The 20,836-nt window shown below is 36.1% G+C and carries 17 protein-coding genes and 1 pseudogene; 16 read left to right on the forward strand and 2 right to left on the reverse strand.

What is annotated here, in order from left to right; translation table 11 throughout:
• Positions 1-195: 195 nt before the first annotated feature.
• Positions 196-321 (reverse strand): hypothetical protein, encoded by a 126-nt coding sequence (locus HNP81_RS24260; RefSeq protein ID WP_281384496.1) that lies wholly within the window; start codon positions 319-321, stop codon positions 196-198.
• Positions 322-487: 166 nt separating this feature from the next.
• On the opposite strand from HNP81_RS24260, the gene HNP81_RS11155 reads away from it, so the two are divergent.
• A complete protein-coding gene (locus HNP81_RS11155) occupies positions 488-913 on the forward strand; it encodes a S1 domain-containing RNA-binding protein (protein WP_028391355.1) in 426 nt (141 codons plus the stop codon).
• Positions 914-1,227: 314 nt separating this feature from the next.
• Here the strand turns inward: HNP81_RS11155 and HNP81_RS11160 are convergent.
• Positions 1,228-1,417, reverse strand: a pseudogene (locus HNP81_RS11160) (IS1595 family transposase); the annotation flags it as partial.
• Positions 1,418-1,526: 109 nt separating this feature from the next.
• Here HNP81_RS11160 and HNP81_RS11165 point away from each other — a divergent pair.
• The 15 genes from HNP81_RS11165 to HNP81_RS11235 all read left to right on the forward strand — a co-directional run bounded on the left by HNP81_RS11165 (position 1,527) and on the right by HNP81_RS11235 (position 20,802).
• Positions 1,527-1,982, forward strand: a complete 456-nt coding sequence (locus tag HNP81_RS11165) for an SRPBCC family protein (protein ID WP_182502675.1) — start codon at positions 1,527-1,529, stop codon at positions 1,980-1,982.
• A 332-nt stretch (positions 1,983-2,314) separates the two neighbouring features.
• Positions 2,315-3,772: a cardiolipin synthase gene (cls, locus tag HNP81_RS11170; RefSeq protein WP_312859674.1), complete on the forward strand. Its 1,458-nt coding sequence runs from the start codon at positions 2,315-2,317 to the stop codon at positions 3,770-3,772.
• 296 nt (positions 3,773-4,068) lie between these two features.
• Positions 4,069-5,145: an AI-2E family transporter gene (locus HNP81_RS11175; protein ID WP_051405015.1), complete on the forward strand. Its 1,077-nt coding sequence runs from the start codon at positions 4,069-4,071 to the stop codon at positions 5,143-5,145.
• A 110-nt stretch (positions 5,146-5,255) separates the two neighbouring features.
• Positions 5,256-6,011: a (S)-benzoin forming benzil reductase gene (locus tag HNP81_RS11180; protein WP_182502676.1), complete on the forward strand. Its 756-nt coding sequence runs from the start codon at positions 5,256-5,258 to the stop codon at positions 6,009-6,011.
• 576 nt (positions 6,012-6,587) lie between these two features.
• Entirely contained in the window at positions 6,588-7,853 is a 1,266-nt protein-coding gene (locus HNP81_RS11185; protein ID WP_182502677.1) for a glycosyl hydrolase family 18 protein, read from the forward strand.
• Between the two features lie 1,162 nt (positions 7,854-9,015).
• Positions 9,016-9,861, forward strand: coding sequence for an MBL fold metallo-hydrolase (locus HNP81_RS11190; RefSeq protein ID WP_182502678.1), 846 nt, complete (start codon positions 9,016-9,018; stop codon positions 9,859-9,861).
• Between the two features lie 253 nt (positions 9,862-10,114).
• Complete coding sequence (locus HNP81_RS11195; protein ID WP_028391347.1) at positions 10,115-11,830, forward strand: ABC transporter ATP-binding protein; 1,716 nt, start codon at positions 10,115-10,117, stop codon at positions 11,828-11,830.
• Positions 11,831-12,409: 579 nt separating this feature from the next.
• Complete coding sequence (locus tag HNP81_RS11200; RefSeq protein ID WP_182502679.1) at positions 12,410-13,132, forward strand: hypothetical protein; 723 nt, start codon at positions 12,410-12,412, stop codon at positions 13,130-13,132.
• A gap of 457 nt (positions 13,133-13,589) precedes the next feature.
• Positions 13,590-13,868, forward strand: coding sequence for a CC/Se motif family (seleno)protein (locus tag HNP81_RS11205; RefSeq protein WP_028391345.1), 279 nt, complete (start codon positions 13,590-13,592; stop codon positions 13,866-13,868).
• Positions 13,869-14,080: 212 nt separating this feature from the next.
• Positions 14,081-15,067: a cation diffusion facilitator family transporter gene (locus HNP81_RS11210; protein ID WP_028391344.1), complete on the forward strand. Its 987-nt coding sequence runs from the start codon at positions 14,081-14,083 to the stop codon at positions 15,065-15,067.
• Positions 15,068-15,177: 110 nt separating this feature from the next.
• Positions 15,178-15,954 (forward strand): nucleotidyltransferase domain-containing protein, encoded by a 777-nt coding sequence (locus tag HNP81_RS11215; RefSeq protein WP_182502680.1) that lies wholly within the window; start codon positions 15,178-15,180, stop codon positions 15,952-15,954.
• A 123-nt stretch (positions 15,955-16,077) separates the two neighbouring features.
• A complete protein-coding gene (locus tag HNP81_RS11220; protein WP_028391342.1) occupies positions 16,078-16,833 on the forward strand; it encodes a Cof-type HAD-IIB family hydrolase in 756 nt (251 codons plus the stop codon).
• A gap of 342 nt (positions 16,834-17,175) precedes the next feature.
• A complete protein-coding gene (locus HNP81_RS11225) occupies positions 17,176-18,837 on the forward strand; it encodes a peptide ABC transporter substrate-binding protein (protein ID WP_246399318.1) in 1,662 nt (553 codons plus the stop codon).
• A gap of 106 nt (positions 18,838-18,943) precedes the next feature.
• Positions 18,944-19,873, forward strand: coding sequence for an ABC transporter permease (locus HNP81_RS11230; RefSeq protein WP_028391340.1), 930 nt, complete (start codon positions 18,944-18,946; stop codon positions 19,871-19,873).
• Positions 19,873-20,802, forward strand: coding sequence for an ABC transporter permease (locus HNP81_RS11235; RefSeq protein WP_028391339.1), 930 nt, complete (start codon positions 19,873-19,875; stop codon positions 20,800-20,802). Before HNP81_RS11230 ends, HNP81_RS11235 begins: the two co-directional genes overlap by 1 nt.
• Positions 20,803-20,836: the final 34 nt, after the last annotated feature.

A 20,836-nucleotide genomic window follows, 5' to 3' on the forward strand; every position in this document is an offset into this window, starting at 1 on the left:
ATGGGTGTCTGATAAGGGCAGGACAATATATTAATTACTAAATTTGCAACCAATTGAATGCAACTGCGCAAATATATTTTTTTAATTGTTATAGGAAATGAAAAAATGTATTATATTATTCTCATAGCAGGAGCTTTAATAGTTCTATTTGCTGTAGTTTTCATTATTTATAAGTATGTTGATAAAGTATTTACATTAATAAATGTAGTTAAGACCATTATCAACATGTTCGTCTAATTCACCATACCCGGTAATGTTGTCAGCTTTAACTTCGTGATATTCAGTTCCTGAGATATCAGTCTTAAGTGATTCTTTTTTCATAATATTCACCGCCTATGAGGTATAATTTGTTTAAATCAGAAATTTATTCTTTATTGAAATTACAATAGCCATAAGTTATGATGTTATTTTATAGAATATAGATGTAAAAAATCACAGTAATTTGTTATAATTGTGTTATTGATACATTTAGGAGGAAATTATTTTAATGTCAATCGAAATAGGCAGCAAGACACAAGGTAAAGTTACAGGAATTACAAATTTTGGTGCATTTATAGAATTGCCGGGGAACATAACGGGGCTTGTTCATATTAGCGAAGTAGCAGACAGTTATGTAAAAGATGTTAATGATCACCTTAAAATAGGAGATCAAGTTGAAGTAAAAGTACTAAGTGAAAAAGAAGGTAAAATAGCATTATCAATTAAAAAAGCTATTGATAAACCTGAGGGACAAACGCCGTCTTACAATAAGCGTCCGTTCCGTAAGAATGATAGTCATAAAAGTAATTTTCAACCAAGAGAAACCTTTGAAGATAAAATGTCTAAATTTTTAAAGGCTAGCGAAGATAACTTATCATCTCTTAAACGCAGCACCGAATCTAAACGCGGCGGTAGAGGCGGAAGACGAGGATAAACCTTTAAAATAAATAGATACTTGCTTTTAGCCCTTGTACAAGGGCTTTTTTTATTGAATCAATCAGATAAAACATGGAATTTATTTTGAATGATCCTAAGTAGAAGCACGAAAACTTAGTGTGTTTTCCCTGTAGGCTATTTTTTTTAGGCTCGTTTCTAAAAAAAATTTGCTATTGAAAATGAATAACAAATTGTTATTCATAAAATCGATTTGAAAAAAGAATTTGTCCAATGCTGTTCCATACAGGTTTGTCTGATAGTGTATTTTTATCAGTCATCCAAGCCTCTATCGCATTTTTTCATAAATATCCATTTCATTACTTCAAACATCATATAATTTGTTGCAGTATCAGTGCATACAAAGAGATGGATCTATATGATATCCTAATACCTCGTCTAATGTTGTAAAGGAAATACGATCTATCCCTACTACTTGCAAAAGGATTTGACCGTTTCTATCGTGTGCTACGACAACGCAAATTTGTTCTATGGAGATGCCTCTTATTTGTTAGAAAGGATAAGGAGAAATAGCTAATATTTGAGGATTTTTGTTCTAATTAGCTTGTCTACATATATACAGTAAAGTAAGAAATTTGTGAGGAGATGAGCTAATGGCGAGTGGTGTACATAGTGTAATAATACCATTATCTATTGAAAATATTTGGAAATTTGTTAGTGTGATTGATAATTGGGCTCCACTAGTACCAGGATATATTACACATACGGTTATGGCAAAGAACCAGTCTACATGGGAATTCATAAGTGATCTTGGGTTGCTTAAGAAAAAGGTAAAGCTGCTAGTGGATATAACAGAATGGTCGGGACCAGAGATTGTCAAATTCCACCTAACAGGAATGAATGAAAATTTCTTAGGCAGTGGATATTTCAAAGCTGAAATGATTGATGAGAACAAAACGAAAATGACTGGGCATTTGGATATTATTGCAAAAGGATTGAAAGCACCTATGGCTAATTCGTTGTTAAAATCATACGTTCCTGAAACTGCTAAAGCACTTGCAGAAGCGGTTGCAGTGAAGTTACTAGAAATTCATCATGTAGCAGGATAAGATACGTACTTTGTACAAAAAAATAGAAATAACTATTGTCATTATGAACAATAGTTATTTGTAATTGGATACATTCAAAATTGTTGAAGGGAATATGATTAAAAAAGAAAACTAACCATTATTGATGGCGGAGCGAGTAAATTTGTTAAAATTTACAGAGCCCGTCTCCTTTTCTTTTATAGAACAGAATAAAAATTGAAACTTTTACTAGATGATTATCGTATATGCTACTATATCGGTAAAATATAAGATACAAGCAGATACACTTTTCTTATCCGTACTTGCATGGTATTGTTAATAATACTAAGAAATATTTGAAGGTGTTGATTGAGATAGAGGCGCAAATAACTTCAATATTATTTAATTTTGTGCTGGGATTAAATATTCTTTTTGCTTTGTTTGTTATTTTTTGGGAAAGGAGAGATGCAGGAGCTTCTTGGGCTTGGTTACTTGTGTTATTCTTTCTTCCTGTGGCTGGTTTTATCCTATATTTAATTTTCGGCAGGACATTACGACGTGCTCATCACTTTGAATGGGAAGGTCGCGAGAAAATCGGGATTGATGCTATTCTAAAAAATCAACAGGAGCAATTGAATTTAAATCAATTTGATTTTAGGAATCAGATCACCGAAGACAATAAAGAATTGATTTATATGCATTTACGAACGAATGATGCAGTACTAACAGAAGACAATTCTGTTGATATCTTTATAGATGGCAAAGAAAAATTTGCTCAATTGTTTGAAGATATTAAAGCGGCAAAAGATCATATACATATTCAATATTATATCCTTAAAAAGGACGAACTAGGTAAAAGGTTTATTGATCTGTTGACGTTGAAAGCAAAGGAAGGCGTCACAGTACGCATACTCTATGATGAGCTAGGTTCCCGTGGATTAACGAAGCGTTTTTTTAAGGAGTTTCGGAAAGCAGGAGGTTTAGTTGAAGTTTTCTTCCCTAGTCGTTTGCCCTTTATTAATTTGCGCCTTAACTTCCGTAATCATCGTAAGTTGGTCATTATTGATGGTAGGATCGGCTATATCGGTGGCTTTAATGTTGGTGATGAATACATAGGATTAAATCCGAAATTTGGCTATTGGCGTGATACCCATCTGCGAATTCAAGGATCGGCTGTTTATGCTATTCAGACGGTGTTTATTCTTGACTGGAACGAGGCGTCTAAGCACCATGATATTGGCTTTGTTCCTGAGCACTTTCCAGAAATAGAATCTCCTCTTGATTCCATTGGGATGCAAATTGTTACAAGTGGTCCAGATTCCAAATGGGAACAAATAAAAAATGGTTATATCAAGTTAATTATGTCGGCTAAACACTCCATTTTGATTCAAACTCCTTATTTTGTTCCTGATGCAAGCTTGTTAGATGCCCTCCGTATTGCAGCATTGTCGGGTATTAAAGTAAGCATAATGATACCAAATAAACCAGATCATATATTCGTATATTGGGCTACTTATTCATATATTGGGGAGTTGCTTGAGGCAGGAGCATCGATTTATATTTACGATAATGGCTTTATACACGCAAAGACGATTATCGTAGACAATGAAACTGCTTCAGTAGGTACATCGAACATTGATATGAGAAGCTTCAAATTAAATTTCGAAGTAAACGCCTTTATTTACAATTGCAAATTCGCCAATACACTTACAAATGCTTTTAATGAAGACATTAAAGTTTCAAAGCAACTTACTCTTGAAGACTATCATAAGCGCTCATTATGGCTTCGCTTTAAAGAATCTATATCGAGATTATTGGCACCAATTTTATAACCGGAAGCTCTATTAGAATAAAAATTTCAATAAAAAGTGAAACTTCAATCAGTAGTGGAGGCTTCAGCCCCCACCTACGAATCCTCGAAGACATGAGGTGGGAAGGGCACTGCTTGTTAATGTGGAAAAAAATACGAATTCCTTTAGCGAGACCGCTTGTATTACACCCCGTGTATTCCGTAGTCTGGTAGATAGGTAAATGTTGCAACTAAAATTATTTTGTAAGTGGGAGTGGAGGGAACAACTTGTTTAAATCGAAGTCAAAATTACAGTTTTGGACTTTACAGTTATTATTGATGGCTCTTTTGATTTTCGTTTCAACAAAAATCTCTTTTTTGTTTGAGCCGATCGTAATCTTTACTACTACATTGTTTTTTCCAGTCTTAATCGCTGGCTTTCTTTACTTTATTTTCAATCCAGTAGTCATTTTTTTGACGAATCAAAGAGTACCCAAAGGCTTAGCGATCTTATTGATTTTTGTCTTATTTGTAGGAATCATTGCCATTCTTGGCAGTCTAATTGGACCAGCATTAACCAAACAAATCACGGACTTGGTGAATAATTTTCCTGAATATATTGGGCAAGGTCGAGAATTTTTAAATAATTTCCTTGCTTCTAAGCAATATCAATGGTTATTGAATCAAAATTATGTATCACTTGATAAGATGGAAACAACATTGGTAAATTTTGTGAAAGACTTACCTAGTTACTTAAACACAAGTTTATCTTCGGTATTTAGTGTGGTAACGAATATTACATTAATAATTGTTACGGTGCCATTCGTTCTATTCTATATGTTGAAGGATGGACATAAATTGCCCCATGCGATCGCAAAATTCATTCCAGCTCATTATCGAAGTGAAGGTATTACATTATTAAGTGAAACAGCAGCAACATTGTCCACTTATATTCAAGGTCAGTTCTTAGTTTGTCTGTTTGTCGGAGTAGCAACATTTATCGGCTATTTAATCATTGATCTCCCATATGCCATTGTCTTGGCATTAATAGGGGCATTTACAAACATTATTCCCTATGTTGGCCCATTTTTAGGAGCAGCACCTGCTGTCATAGTTGGATTAATAAATTCACCTTTACAAGCTGGCCTGGTCATAATCGTTGTTGTTATTGTTCAACAGCTTGATAGTAATCTTATTTCTCCGCTAGTAATTGGAAAGAAATTAAATACACATCCATTAACGATTATCTTTGTGTTACTCGTAGCGGGTAATTTATCAGGAATTTTAGGGATGATTCTTGCGATCCCTACATATTCCGTTATCAAGACGATTGTGTTAAATATCGTTAAGTTTATTCGACTAAAAAGACGTTCTGAAATTGAAAATCCAGATTCCGCTCCACCTTTTGTTGAATAAATTTTTTAAGACGCCTGGTTTTCGTAAAGATTTCCAGGTGCTTTTTTAGATAGTCCATAAACATGAAGATGATGCACATTTTCATACAAAATAAGGAGATGCGGGAAAATATGAAAACATTTATTATAACAGGAGCTTCTAACGGACTAGGTGCTGCATTGGCAAAGTTATGTCTTGATCGAGGCTTCCGATGTATACTAGTTGCAAGAACCATTAATCAAGAGCTTTATCATAAAACCACGCAAACGAGTGGGAGACTTACATTTGTTAGCGCAGATTTAACGGAAACAAATCAATTGGAAAGTGTTATGGATGAAATTATTTCTCATTTGAAAAATGATGTAGATGAGCTATATTTCATTAATAACGCTGGTATGGTTGAACCGATAAAACGAATTGGAGAACTAGATATAGACACATTTGTTTTACAAGCAAAACTGAACTATTTGGCTCCGGCGATTTTAACTGATTCATTTATAAAAAGAACACAAGGGTACAATAATAAGAAAATAGTTGTCAATATTTCAAGCGGGGCAGCTAAGAATCATTATGAAGGCTGGGGCGCATATTGTAGTTCGAAAGCGGGTCTTGAAATGTTTACAAGAGTCGCTGGAATTGAACAACAAAGAGAGGAAAATCCCGCGTACGTCATTTCGTTTTCCCCAGGTGTAATGGATACAAATATGCAAAAAGTGATCAGGTCGGCAAATGAGACTGATTTTGCAGATTCTGCGAGATTTCATACGTATAAGGAGAAAGGAATGCTACGGTCACCTGAATTTGTTGCAAATATCTTGATCGAGTTGCTGCTTGAACCAGAATTGGATAATGGGAAATTTTATGATATTAAAGAGTTAATCAAATAAGCAATAATCAATATTAATAGACCCTTGCTTTACTAATATAGCGATTAAACGCTTTATTCTTGAAAGTCCATAATCATAGAATGAAGCGTTTCTGCTTCGCAGTATGTATGTAAATTGTTCACCTCAAATAAATGATCGAAGATATTCACCTTACTTCTACATAAGATGTAATGGGTTCCTCTGTGATCCCCGACATCCCGTACAATTGAAAACGTCGACTTTCCTACATCATTACTAGTATACCCTTCCATTTTGTTTAAAGAAGATTTTGCATCTATGAAAGCTATTATGCAAGTCAGAAGAAGGGGAATTAGGCTTATAACCCTTAAATTACGCATTTTTAATCCTCCAATTAAGTGAGTCTTCTTATAATATTAGACGTTTTATTCTTGGAATAGGTTTCAACAAAATATAATTTTTATAATAGACATAACTAAACGAAAGAGATCCATAAACTTATAGAAAGGAAAATTACAATAACGTAAGGGGAAATCCAGCCTTTTGGAGCCAAAAAATGCGCGATTTTAATTTGTAAAGTTAAAAATCAAACATGGAGATATGGAATGAGGTGGAGAAATGGCAATTCATGTGGTGAATACCGGTGATACACTCTGGTCAATTTCACTCATGTATAAGATTGATATGACAAGACTTATGACTATAAATGGTTTAAATTCAAGCAAGGCAATCGTACCTGGACTTGCGCTTTATATCCCAGATCATACATTAAGAAATCGGTTGTATTATATAAAACCTGGAGATACACTATTTGAAATTGCGAACGTTTACGGAACGAATGTGCAAGCAATCCAGCAAGCAAATCCGGGTATGGAACTGAATAACCTTCAAATCAATCAAAAGATTAGCGTGCCCTCACCGTACAAAAATCAGCTAATTACACTCGGTTTTGCATTTCCCGTTAGCGGAGGAACGGTATTTAATAACCTTGAAAAGCATTCCTACCAGCTGACTTATTTGGCAATCGTAGCTTACTCCTTTACTAATGAAGGAATTGCATATGTGGATGGAGACGACCGTCCGCTCTTAGAGAAATCCAAACAAGTCGGAGTGAAACCACTATTGATGATTCGAAATTTTCAAGACGGAGACTTTAATGCTGAATTGGTTGGAATTGTATTAGCCAATCCTGTCTATCGTAACAATTTAGTAAGATCGATGATGAATTTCATCGAAGAAAAAGGGTATAGCGGTGTAAGTATGGACATTGAATTTATCCCGCCAGCAAGACGAGGAGATTATGTATTATTACTTAGAGAATTAAAAAATGCACTTGGGAATCGCATTCTTCATGTGAATCTTCATTCAAAAACAAATGATAATTTTACCAATCGAATTGTTGGAGGGCATGATTATCGTGCGATTGGGCAAGTGGCTGATCTTGTTGCGATAATGACAATTGATTACGGTTATCCAACGGGACCACCGAATCCCATTTCTCCCCTTTGGTGGATGGCTCAAGTAATACGGTATGCGCTTGCCAATATCCCATCAAATAAGCTTCAGATAGCTATGCCATTATATGCATATGACTGGATGATTCCAAGTAATACTACAACAGCTACTTCAGTTAATAATGCCCAAAATCAAGCCATTGTAAAATGGAGTGAAATTGAGTACGATCAGGCTGCAGCATCGCCTTGGTATACATATTGGGAAGCTGGAATTCAGCATATCGTTTGGTTTGAGGATATTCGGAGTATAACAGCAAAATATGAAATGATTGACGGCTATCGATTAGCTGGGATCACATTTTGGCATATCGGCCTGTCATTTCCACAAAATTGGATGTACATGAATGATAATATACTTGTGTTGAAATAAAAGTAGCCCCAATGTGAAGTCTGACCTCACATTCGATATCTCGTTTAATATGTCAATTAGTAATAGAAAAAAGATAGTTAGAAATGTGGATCTGATCCAATCGGTATAAAGTAGCTTAGCTATTGAAAAATGAAATCATTGTTATTTCCATTAATTTAAATGGAAAGTATAGGGTATGTTAAAAATAAAGGCTGTTTTCACATACTTTGTTGCTTTTCAATCATTTTTACACTAATATCCCGGGTTGATTTCCGTTGCAGGTACTCGCTTTCCGCGGGCGGTCTCAGAAGCCTCCACAGTGCTTTGCACTTGCGGGGTCTCCCTCAACACGCTTTTCCCGCAGGAGTCTCGTACCTTCCACTACAATCAACATCTGTTCAAATTGGTTTCTTGCTAAAAACAACAATCTTTACGAAAAAAAGCCAAAATAAAAGATATATTTATCCCGCAAAAACGAGCAGTAAAACCTCTCAAGGCTTAGATGAGAGGAATCATAGATGCGTAATGGGGGGACAACTGCCTAGCCTATTTGCGGCTACTAGCCCTTCTTCAAGTCATAAGCTGTTATGCTCTGTGGCAAACTACGCCGCGGTATTCATCTTATGTTTGTCTGACTAGGATCGAATGTGATGGCGTATACGTTGCTCAAAGGCGTCGCTTTTTGGTATTAAAGGACAACTAATAAGATAAAGTGAAACTTACCGAGAGTTATGCATAGGTAAAGTTTGCGCCCATAGGATGTGGATCACACAGATGAAAGACTAAAGGACACGTCATACTTAGTCTGTGATTCGTTGAACCTTAGTTCGTAGTGGAGATTTATCGAAGATTTAGCGAAAGTAGAACTGGACTAACATCAGTGGTGGATGACGAACTCCCCACTAATTGATATCACTTTATTACAAAGAGGAATATACTTATGTCTTGACACCTACAAGTTAGGTTGGAATTTTATTTTAAGTTTGCAAGTTGAATAAATTAAAGTAAATCATAAGATCATTTTTTTCAAAATCGAGATGATTACCACCTTTAGTTGTTGTACAATAAATTAAGAATAAGCACTTTAGAGAATAAGTAAATGTTAATAAAACGAATTCTTTTAAGAGAAATTGATTATTCAATTTACTTTGATCTATGTTTTTAACATCGAGGAGTGAGCAACATGCAAACATTAGTAAAAATTTCGGAACGTTTATTTTATTTAACGCCTGTTCAAAAAACGGATCGCCCTGTATTAGCTGCGGTTGTCGGAGATGATCACACGCTATTGATTGATGCAGGAAATTCTGTGAACCATACAAAATTGTTTCGAGAGCAATTGGCAAAACACGCAGTAAAAGGTGATTATCTTGTACTTACCCATTCAGATTGGGATCATGTTTTTGGATTAAGTGAAATCAAAGTTCCTGTCATTGCTCAACAAAAAACTGCTGAAAATCTTAAGCATATGCAAACATTATCTTGGGAAGATTCTTTTTTGGACGAGCGTGTAGAGGCTGGAATTGAAATTCCATTTTGTGCTGACGCAATTAAGCTTGAATTAGGGAATGAACGGGAGATCGTTCTTTCACTACCTCAGATTATTTTTAATAAAACACTCCAAATTAATCTTGGCGGTGTTACATGTATGATTGAGCATGTAGGCGGAGATCATGCTGAAGATTCGACTATTATTTATCTGCCAGAAGAGAAGATATTATTTCTAGGGGATTGTTTATATGCCAATCTATATGCGGAAAAATGGAACTATACGGTGGAAAAATCATTACAGCTAATACAGAAATTAGAATCCTTTGAGGCAGAGACAGTTTTTCTCTCCCATCATCAATCTCCATTAACTAAGGATGAATTCCAAAAGCAATTGTCCTTCATGAAGCTATCAGCACAGCTTACTAAAAAACACGAAGGAAATAAAGAAAACATTGAACAAGAACTTGCACAATTGCTTGCTAGAGCGTTAACTGATGAAGAAATAGAAACTGTAGAATTTTATATGAACGGTTTTTAAATTGTAGCAGGTTGATACTGAAAAAATGTCCCTAAGAAGAATAATTTTCTTAGGGGCATTTATATTTATCTACATCGTTATTACTTCAAACAGAAATGAAACTAGCTTATTTTCTGACAAAAGAAGCCGATCTAAAGGTGGAAAAGCAAAGACTCCATTAGCAGTAATAGTGTTAGTCCAGATCTTTGGAGTACTTGTTTATTTCCTGCGCTGGTTCTATAATTCTAGTATTATATGAAAGGGGATATGATAAATGATTCAACGATTTTATTCTTATTATAAACCACATCGACGTTTGTTTATAGTTGATTTTAGCTGTGCTGTTATTGTGGCTTTGCTTGAATTGGCCTTTCCACTTGCTGTACAATGGTTCATCGATAGTTTGCTACCTGGGGAAGATTGGCCAACAATTGCAACTGTGAGTGTTGGATTGTTAGTGCTATACATAATCAGTACATTATTGCAGTATATCGTGAACTATTGGGGTCATATGCTCGGAATCAATATTGAAACCGACATGCGTCAGCAGTTGTTTCAACATGTACAGAAGCAATCTTTTAAATTTTTCGATAATACGAAAACAGGTCATATTATGAGTCGAATTACGAATGATTTGTTTGATATCGGTGAGCTTGCCCACCATGGACCAGAGGATTTATTTATTGCTGTTATGACATTCTTTGGTGCTTTTTGGATTATGATGACAATTAATATCCAACTTGCTCTAGTGACAGTTTGTATTTTACCGTTTCTTGTAGTACTTATAATATTCAGTAATATGAAAATGAACAAAGCTTGGAAGCAAATGTATACAGAAGTAGCAGATGTGAATGCACGTGTGGAAGACAGTGTTTCAGGTGTGCGAGTAGTCCAATCTTTTACAAATGAAAATTATGAAATGGATCGCTTCTCTGGCAATAACAAGAAATTTAGAAAAGCAAAGCTACGCGGCTATAAAGTGATGTCCTTCAGTTCATCAGGAATTTACATGATGACTCGCTTTATGACTCTTGCCGTATTAGTAGTTGGTGCTTGGTTAGTCTATGAAAATCGTTTATCGTACGGGGAAATGGTAGGATTTGTTTTATATGTGAATGTGTTATTTAAACCAGTTGATAAAATTAGCGCCTTGATGGAGTTGTATCCAAAAGGGATGGCTGGCTTTAAGCGGTTTACTGAACTTCTTGATGTCGACCCAGACGTACAAGATAAACCAGGGGCTGAGATAGTTGAATCGTTACTAGGTGACATCTCGTTTTCTAAAGTAAGCTTTGGTTATGACGATAAAAGAACGGTTTTGAACGAGATAGATCTGACAATTCATGCAGGTGAAACAGTTGCCTTTGTCGGTCCATCGGGAGCTGGAAAAACAACAATCTGCTCCTTAATTCCAAGGTTCTACGATGTAACTAATGGTAGCATTAAAATCGACGGGATTGATGTTCGAGAGATGACAAAGCAATCACTTCGATCACAAATTGGCATTGTGCAGCAAGATGTGTTTTTATTTACAGGAACTTTGAAAGAAAACATTGCATATGGAATGCTAGGTGCAACAGACGAACAAATTTATGATGCCGCAAAAAAAGCTCATCTTGAAAGCTTTATTGCTGGCCTTCCAGATGGATACGAAACCCAAATTGGAGAACGAGGTCTAAAATTATCAGGTGGACAGAAACAGCGGATCGCTATTGCACGGATGTTTTTGAAAAATCCGCCAATTTTAATTCTCGATGAAGCCACGTCGGCATTGGATACAGAAACTGAGATGATTATTCAAGAAGCGTTGACTGAGCTTGCTGTGAATAGAACGACTTTAGTTATTGCTCACAGGCTAGCGACGATTCGAAACGCTGATCGGATCGTAGTTGTTACTGAAGAAGGAATTGCTGAGCAAGGGAAGCATGATGAGTTGATTGATCAGGGTGGAATATTCGCGAATTTGCATCGCGTACAGTTCCAAAGATAAAGTGAAACTTCAATCAGTGGGAGCTTCATCGCCTACTGATTGTTAGCCCCGCTCTAGTGTCGCGCTTTATTTACTTTCACGCAGCGAAGGTAAATAAAGCGCGACACTAGGAACCCGATTCAGCGAACTTAGACTAAGTACGCCGAGCCCTGCGACAACGTCTGAGTGACCGACATCCTGTGGGTCTCAACTTAACCTTTGAAGACCACAAAGGTAAGTTTCACTGTATCTCACCAATCGGTCTTTTATGGGCAGTTGCCCCACTTACGCATCTTTGATTCCTGTAAACCTTGAGGTGGGGGTCTTACTGCCCGTTAATGCGGGATAAAACAAAAGAGTGAGGATGTCCTTAAAGGGTCTGATTCAGCACGCCAGACAGTTTATAGTGTTACTTACACTTTTACTAAACTGTATGTACTAGTTGCGGAGTCTGGCCACTAAACTTCTGGGCTATCCTCATTTTTTTGTATAAGAAGCTTTAAAGCATTAACACATTGTTATACCAATGATAACCACTGTTGTTAAATGTTCTGAGATTTTGATAAACTGATAAAAAGAAGATTTAGAGGAGTGTTTTGTTTGGCAAATGCTGTATATAAAATTCCGCCTGTTGGCGAATTTTTAACATTTGAAAATAGAGAAGAATATATTGAAAAAGGCATAGAATGGAGTTTGTTTACCGCCAGATCGGTTAAAGATGATCTATGGTATAAAACGCCCTATTATCAAGGGAAAGTAAAACTTGCAGGCTACCAAGCATACTCGAACGGATTTAATACAATTGTTGTTGAATTTGAAGATGGTTCACTAAGCTGTATCCATCCAGCCTTTTTGAAGGAAATGCAAAGTAACAACTTCGGCAAAGAATTATTGAGTGGTACTGTTTTTGATGCAACATCTGAGGTTACTAATGACACCATTGAAATGCCAGTTGAAGATATTGTAGCAAAAAAAGAAGAGAAGCCTAAAGAAAAAAAACCAAAGAAAGAAAAGAAACCTAAATTAGCGCTGCCTGAAGATAAAGTTCACTTCACCGCAAAAATTAAAGAATTTACCGCGAAAATGAACCATTTCACTGGTGAAGAAGATGAAGTGATTTTGTTGGAAAATGTCCAGATTACGGGAGAAGCAGAATTGTTTATTGGCGATGCGTGGTGTGCCTACAGCAAGACTTTAAAAAAACTTGAGTTAGAAGAACAAGATCAGCTTGAATTTGACGGAAAAATTGTTGATAAGAAATTCAACAAAGAGATCTTGTATAAGGTAAATAATCCGTCAAAATTAAAAAAAATAGTTGACTAATCATGTGAATTATCTAAATTGGAGTCAAAACGACTACTAAACATTACAAAATAAGCATTGTTTTTAGTTGGCTCTTTTCCAAAAGTTTGTTGTTTTAGCAAGAAACCAATTCGAACAGTTGGAGCGGATGGCAAGATTCCTGCTTAGAGAAGCCTGTTTTAGGGATACCCCATAAGTGCAAAGTACGGAGGAGGCTTCGTTAGACCGCCCGCAAATAAGCGAGTACTTCCAACAGAAATCAACCTATGTTGTTTGTATACATATAATAGAAAAACAACAAGGTATGTGAAAAAAACTTTTAATTATATAAAACAGGTAGGAACCCTAAAATCAGAAATCAATTTTGTTTTTTAGGGTTCCTTTATTTTTGAGGCAATTAGATGAAGCAGTTACCATTACTCAAAAGGAAGTTACACTTTATTGAAATAGCTATTAGAAAATGAAAGGGTGAATGGGCTTGATTATTGAAATCGAAGAACAAGCGAAAAAGTGGATTGAAGCGAAAGGGAATACAATAACTGTAAAAAACTTAGTAGTGAATGGTTGCTGTTCGGTAGGTATACAAGAAATAGTCGCTGTTCCTGGTAAGCCAAAATATTTAGAACAATACAGGGAAATGAGAATGGATCATCTATCTGTATATGTGCAAAATAACATTACTGTGCAGAATAAACTTCTGTTAAAACTTTCAGGCATTAGTTTCTTGAAATCCATTTCCGTAACTGCTCTACAATAATCAGGAAAATTTTCTTGCTGTATTGTTAATTGAAAAGTTAGATGGAATAATTTCAAAACATTAGAGGTAGTTTACTAAAATAAAATGGTTCATATATATAAAGAATTTAGAATAAAAGAATAAGGGCATATTTCTTCAAAGTATAAAAGTAATATGACTGTTTTCAACCATCTTTAGGCTTTAACAATACAAAAAGAAAGAGGAATCTGCCTATGAGTGAATTACTTAGATTATTAAAACAAGGTAATAAATCAGCAATTATCGCTGCATGTGTTAATGCAATTATTGCCATCTTAAAAGCTGTTGCTTATTTTATTACCGGAAATGTCGCGATGTTTGCAGAAATGTTACATAGTATAGGAGATGCGGCCAATCAATTTTTTGTATTCATCGGCTCAGCACTTAGTAAGAAAGCACCTACAGACCGTTTTCCTGAAGGATTTGGTCGACTTGTCAACCTTGTTTTATTAGGAGCTGTATTGATCGTAGGCATCATGTCATATGAAACCGTTAAAGAAGGAATTCACCATATCATTCATCCAGCTCATTCAGCTGGGATTGTGATTAATCTTACAGTTCTTATTGCAGCAGTCATTCTTGAAGCGTTTGTATTATTTAAAGCGATGAAAGAAGTACTTCATGAAACAGGTGTGGAGGCATCCGGGATTCAAATTGCTACGAAAAGCTTTGGAGCTTATAAAAAAGCGAAACCAGCAACAAAACTCGTTTTTTTAGAAGACTTCGTTGCTACTGCTGGAGGAGTCCTCGCAATTGTGGCTATTCTGCTGTCACACTACACTATGTTTGCTCAAGCAGAAGGGGTTGCCTCTGTCATGATTGGGGGGATGATGTTCTTTGTAGTTGGGAGGGTCTTCCTTGATAATGCAGCAGGTGTACTTGGAGAATCTGATACAGAAATTCGTAATAAAATTGGCGATATGGTCATTAAAGATCCCGATGTGAAAGATATTCAAGAAATCACTGTATTAAAAGAAGGGGAGCATCTTCATGTCGAACTAGAAGTAGAATTGGATGCATCAATTACGATTGCCGAAGCAGATGATATAAAAGACCGTTTAGTTGAAGCAATCAGCAATGAAAGAGGTGTTACGGACGTCATCGTCGAATTCGATGAAGATGATGGGGTTCAGACATGGAAGGAGAATTCCTTACAAACAAATGACCCTAAGGGAAAATGATGGAATCATTGCTTAAAAAAGCCTGCTTATGGCTTTTTTTGTTGAATAAATTAGCACTTTCCAGTATGGTTTAAATGATAGTTAGCGAAATTTTCGTGTAGAGGTGGAAAATGAAACCGGTAATACTCCAAAAATTAAAGCGAATTGAACTAGAATTTGATGTGAAGATTGTTTATGCATGTGAATCAGGAAGTAGGGCATGGGGCTTCCCGTCTAAAGATAGTGACTATGATGTTCGTTTTATTTACGTTCATAAACCAGAATGGTATTTATCCATTGATAACAACAAGCGAGATGTGATTGAACATCCTATTCATAATTTACTTGATATAAATGGATGGGAAATCACGAAAGCGTTACGTTTGTTCCGCAAATCCAATCCAGCCCTTTTAGAATGGATGCATTCAAGCATACAATATTACACGGCATATTCTACGATCCATCAAATGCGCAATATGGAGAAAGATGTGTTTATCCCAAGCTCCGGCGTATATCACTATTTACATATGGCCAATGGCAATTATCGGGACTATCTGCAGCGAAATTCTGTGAAAATTAAAAAATATTTTTACGTTTTACGTCCGTTACTAGCCGCAAAATGGATTGAAACATACAATACATTCCCGCCAAATGAATTTCAGGTTTTATTAGCAGCATTAGTTCCTGATGGGAAATTGAAGGACGAAATCACAACATTGCTAGAAAGAAAAATAGCAAGTGTCGAGTTAGATTATGAGCCAAGAATACAAATCATCAATCAATTTATCGAAAGTGAAATTCCTCGACTTGAACAATATGTAAAACATTTACAAAAAGAAGCTGTTGATCCAACAACAGATTTAAACCTGCTATTTAGAAACACATTGCAAGAGGTATGGACCCATTAATAATTTATCACGGATGAACAGGTTGAATCCCCCACTGATGGAAGTTTCGCTAACAGGATTGGATGAAAGAAACGACAAAGTGAATGTGATGAAATTCAATACTTGCGAAAGGATGGTAGCGAAATGTCAGAATACATATTGAAAAATGAAATAAAATTAATTGCTTTGGATATGGACGGAACACTCTTAGATCCAGACAATAAAGTGACGGAAGAGAACCGGCAGGCAATTAAGGCGGCTGAGGGACAAGGGGTTCATGTTGTTCTAAGCACAGGACGCACCTTTGCAACCTGTAGTGACTATGCGAAATCATTAGAACTATCTTCATATTTAGTTACAGTAAATGGCAGTGAAATTTATAACGAACAGGGAAAACTAGTCGAGAGAAATATTATCCAAACCGATTTTGTGAAATGGATGCTTGACATATGTAACCAATTTAAAACAGACTACTGGGCCGTCAGTTGTGATCGAGTGTATCGAGACGATATTCCTGAAGACCTTTTCGCCTCAGAGTGGTTGAAGTTCGGATTTAATACGAGTGATAATAAAGCACGAGAAGAAATTATCCAGCTCCTTAAAGGGAATGGCCAGCTTGAAGTTAGTAATTCAAGTCCAACGAATATTGAAGTGAACGCACTTGGAATTAATAAAGCCAAAGCCATTGAAGTCGTTTGTAATCGCCTAGGTATTAACATGAACGAAGTGATGGCAGTTGGCGATAGCTTGAATGATATTATGATGATTAAGGAAGCAGGCCTTGGTGTTGCGATGGGGAATGCACAGGAAATCGTGAAGGAGACAGCGGACTGGATCACAGCAACAAATGAAGAAAATGGTGTCGCTAAAGCGATTGAAAAATGGGTTTTAAAATCATAAAAAAAGTAAGTCTGACAGAAATTTTGTTAGACTTTTTTTGGTGGCGATAAAAAGTCAGAAATCAGGATTTAATACCTAAAAAATAAAATTTACATATTAGTAAAATATTAGTGTTTTTTAAAGGGGAAATAAAGTAATTGTCGAATTTGTAATATTGAGATAATTCTGAAATAGAAAGGGTGATTCTATTTTTTATGGCTGACGATGGCTTTTGTGAGAATGGGGGGATGGATTTTTGTAAATCTAATGTTTGGCAGTCATGTGGGGTTTTTGTAATAGATTTGCAATGAAAGGCATTTCGTTTTTTTTTTTAACTATTATGAGAAATAAGGAGGAATTTATTTGAAACGAAATAAATTTTCATTTTTTGCTCTTGTTATTGGGTTAATGGTAGTAATTTCGGGATGTAATAGCTTTGGAGAAACAGAAAAAACATCGACTAAAGACTCAGGTAAAAGTGATGGGAAAAAGGAAGCGGTAGAGAAGGTTTTGAATCTAAATAACAGCTCTGAACCAGGATCACTGCATCCAGGAACAGCAGAAGGCACACATGATTCATGGATATTAGAGCATGCGTTTGAAGGATTGACGAAGAAAACGCCTGAAGGAGAAATCGTAGATGGAATGGCGTCTGTTCCAACAAGTGAAGATGGGATAAATTGGATTTTCAAAATAAAAGAAGGCATGAAATGGTCAAATGGCGATCCTGTAACAGCACATGATTTTGAATTCGCTTGGAAATATGCACTTGCTCCTGAAACCGCTTCCGAATATGCGTATCAATTGTTTTATCTTGAAGGTGCTGAAGCTTACAATGCGGGTACTGGAACAGTCGATCAAGTTGGGGTAAAAGCAAAAGACGATACAACACTTGAAGTGAAGCTTGCTCAAGCTACCCCATACTTCCTTGATTTAACTTCTTTCTATACGTACTATCCGGTGAATAAAAAAGTTCAAGAAGAAAATCCGAAATGGTTCACAGAAGCTACTAGCTACGTTTCAAATGGACCGTTCAAGTTAACAGAGTGGAAACATAAAGAAAGTGTGAAGTTAGAGAAGAATGAAAATTATTATGATAAAGATAAAATTAATTTAGATGTTGTAAACTTTGTCATTCTTGAAGATGAAAATACAGCATGGCAAATGTATCAATCTGGCGAATTGGATTTAGCGTATCCTCTACCACAAGATGTTCAAGGACAACTGGCACAGTCTAATAATAAAGAATTCCACAATGGACCAGATTTAGCTGTTTATTACTACAATTTAAATAACGATGTAAAACCATTTAACAACATAAAAGTAAGAAAAGCATTAAGTTTAGCGATTGACCGTAAAACAATTACTGAAAATGTCGCACAAGGTGGTCAACAGTCTGCTTATTCAGTAGTCCCACCAGGGATTCCAGATGTAAATGGGGACTACCAAGAAAATACCGGAAATCTTTTCACTGAAGATGTTGAAGAAGCGAAGAAGTTGCTAGCAGAAGGGTTGGCAGAGGAAGGAATGGATAAACTGCCAGAATTCTCAATTTTATATAATACGTTAGCAGGCCACCAAAAAATTGCAGAAGCAGTACAAGAGATGTGGCGTAAGAACCTTGGGGTAACTGTAACGCTAGAAAATACTGAATTCCAAGTGAAACTTGATAGAGAAAAAGCGGGTAAATATCAAGTTTCTCGTGCTGGCTGGGTTGGCGATTATGTTGATCCGATGACATTTATGGATCTATGGACTTCAGATAATTCACACAATGATGCGAATTGGAAAAATGCTGAATACGATCAATTGATTAAAGAAGCAAAGCAAACAATGGATCAACAAGTTCGGATGGACAATATGCATAAAGCTGAAAAACTTCTTATGGCTGAAATGCCGATTATCCCAATCTATTTCTATACAAAACCGCATATGGTTAAAGAATATGTGACAGGTGTTTATACACCAATCAACAGATATCCTCAATTTATTTATGCAGATGTTGATATGGATGCAAAAGAATAATTGAAGAATGTCGGAGGTGTGCTTATGTCTTGGCACGCCCCCTTTTTTCCTTTGGAAAATCACCAATCAAAAAGGTCTTCATTTAAGAGGAATGGGGTGATTGATTATGATTAGATATATTTTACATCGCTTTATGTGGGCGATCATTACGTTATGGGCGACCATTACGATTACCTTTATTATTATGCATAGTATTCCTGGTGACCCGTTCGCGAAAGAAGGAACAATGACAGAATCAATGTACGAAAACTTACAACGATACTATAATTTGGACAAACCAAAAATTGTGCAGTATGTCATTTATCTCAAGCAAGTGGCTTTGTTAGATTTTGGTCCTTCAATAAAGTCTAAGACATTAACAGTAAACGATTATATAGAAAAAGGTTTCCCGGTCTCCTTTCATCTTGGAGCTCAGGCTATGATTATTGCTATCTTCTTTGGCCTAATATTAGGAGTCATCGCTTCATTATATCGAAATCGATGGCCAGACTATACATCTATGATTATTGCAATTATTGGCATATCAGTTCCAAGTTTTGTATTGGCGACCTTACTTATTAATTTCTTGGCAGTTAAATGGTCTTTTTTTCCGGTAGCGACCTGGAAATCTTGGAGCCATACTGTATTACCGTCCATTGCACTTGCAATGATGCCGCTTGCTTATATTGCAAGATTGATGAGAACAAGCATGATTGAAGTTTTAAATCAAGATTATATTTTAACGGCTAAAGCAAAAGGATTACGAAAGAATGCAGTGATCATTAAACATGCAATTCGTAATGCTTTGATGCCTGTCGTTACGGTCTTAGGTATATTAACAGCGAATGTTGTAACGGGAAGTTTCGTAATTGAACATATATTTGGGATTCCAGGAATTGGTGAGATGTTTGTAAAAGGTATAATGAACCGTGATTATCCAGTGATTCTTGGATCAACAGTTTTTTACAGTGCGATTCTCATCTTTTTAATTTTTATCGTCGATGTGGTTTACACATGGATTGATCCTAGAATTAAAGTGACGGGGGCGAGCAAATAATGGCGGGGAAAATAGATGTAACCGAAGAAATGTTTGCTCCAGCAGAAAATAATTTTCTAGAGGCCGAAAAGATTTCTAGGCCCACGATTTCCTATTGGAACGATGTATGGCGGAGATTGCGCGCAAATAAACTAGCTATGATTGGTTTGGTGCTGATTATTCTGTTGTGTCTGATGGCAATTTTTGGTCCATATATGAACGGTTTCACATATTATGAGCAGGATTTTACGAAGAAGAACTTAGAGCCGAATGCAGAGCACTGGTTTGGTACCGATGCGTCAGGAAGGGATTTGTTTACGAGAGCGTGGTATGGCGCGCGAATTTCATTATTTATTGGTTTGATGGCAGCCTTAATTGACTTCGTTTTAGGTGTAGTATATGGCGGGATTTCGGCAATTAGTGGCGGTAGAACAGATAATGTAATGATGCGAATTGCAGAAGTAATATATTCTATTCCATATTTATTAATGGTGATTCTAATCATGGTTGTACTAAGGCCTGGTATTTTCCCAATCATTATTGCCATGACGATCACCGGTTGGATTCCGATGGCACGCCTTGTCCGTGGGCAAGTTCTACAATTAAAGGAAAATGAATATGTTCAGGCATCTAAAGCGGCTGGTGCAAAGTTAAGTTGGACATTAAGAAAACATTTAATTCCGAATTCAATGGGACCCATTCTTGTAAATGTTACTTTAACGATCCCGACAGCTATTTTCGCTGAAGCAACCTTGAGTTTCCTTGGGCTTGGTATTCAACCACCGCAAGCCAGTTGGGGAAGTCTAACAAGTGATGCGCTTGGAAGTATATTAATCGGTAATTTCTATCAGTTGGCGATTCCAGCATTTCTAATCTCTTTAACGATGTTTGCATTTAATGTTTTGGGTGATGGACTACAAGATGCATTAGATCCAAAACTGCGTGAGTAAAAAAGCCTAGTAAGAGGTCCTAAGTAGATAAAAA

It is taken from the genome of Peribacillus huizhouensis (genome assembly GCF_014138605.1).
GTDB classification, from domain to species: domain Bacteria; phylum Bacillota; class Bacilli; order Bacillales; family DSM-1321; genus Peribacillus; species Peribacillus huizhouensis.

Bases quoted from the DNA above. Each gene is read 5' to 3' on its own strand.
- HNP81_RS24260 (WP_281384496.1), bottom strand. From the start codon at position 321: ATGAAAAAAGAATCACTTAAGACTGATATCTCAGGAACTGAATATCAC.
- HNP81_RS11155 (WP_028391355.1), top strand. From the start codon at position 488: ATGTCAATCGAAATAGGCAGCAAGACACAAGGTAAAGTTACAGGAATT.
- HNP81_RS11165 (WP_182502675.1), top strand. From the start codon at position 1,527: ATGGCGAGTGGTGTACATAGTGTAATAATACCATTATCTATTGAAAAT.
- HNP81_RS11175 (WP_051405015.1), top strand. From the start codon at position 4,069: ATGGCTCTTTTGATTTTCGTTTCAACAAAAATCTCTTTTTTGTTTGAG.
- HNP81_RS11180 (WP_182502676.1), top strand. From the start codon at position 5,256: ATGAAAACATTTATTATAACAGGAGCTTCTAACGGACTAGGTGCTGCA.
- HNP81_RS11185 (WP_182502677.1), top strand. From the start codon at position 6,588: ATGGCAATTCATGTGGTGAATACCGGTGATACACTCTGGTCAATTTCA.
- HNP81_RS11190 (WP_182502678.1), top strand. From the start codon at position 9,016: ATGCAAACATTAGTAAAAATTTCGGAACGTTTATTTTATTTAACGCCT.
- HNP81_RS11195 (WP_028391347.1), top strand. From the start codon at position 10,115: ATGATTCAACGATTTTATTCTTATTATAAACCACATCGACGTTTGTTT.
- HNP81_RS11210 (WP_028391344.1), top strand. From the start codon at position 14,081: ATGAGTGAATTACTTAGATTATTAAAACAAGGTAATAAATCAGCAATT.
- HNP81_RS11215 (WP_182502680.1), top strand. From the start codon at position 15,178: ATGAAACCGGTAATACTCCAAAAATTAAAGCGAATTGAACTAGAATTT.
- HNP81_RS11220 (WP_028391342.1), top strand. From the start codon at position 16,078: ATGTCAGAATACATATTGAAAAATGAAATAAAATTAATTGCTTTGGAT.
- HNP81_RS11230 (WP_028391340.1), top strand. From the start codon at position 18,944: ATGATTAGATATATTTTACATCGCTTTATGTGGGCGATCATTACGTTA.
- HNP81_RS11235 (WP_028391339.1), top strand. From the start codon at position 19,873: ATGGCGGGGAAAATAGATGTAACCGAAGAAATGTTTGCTCCAGCAGAA.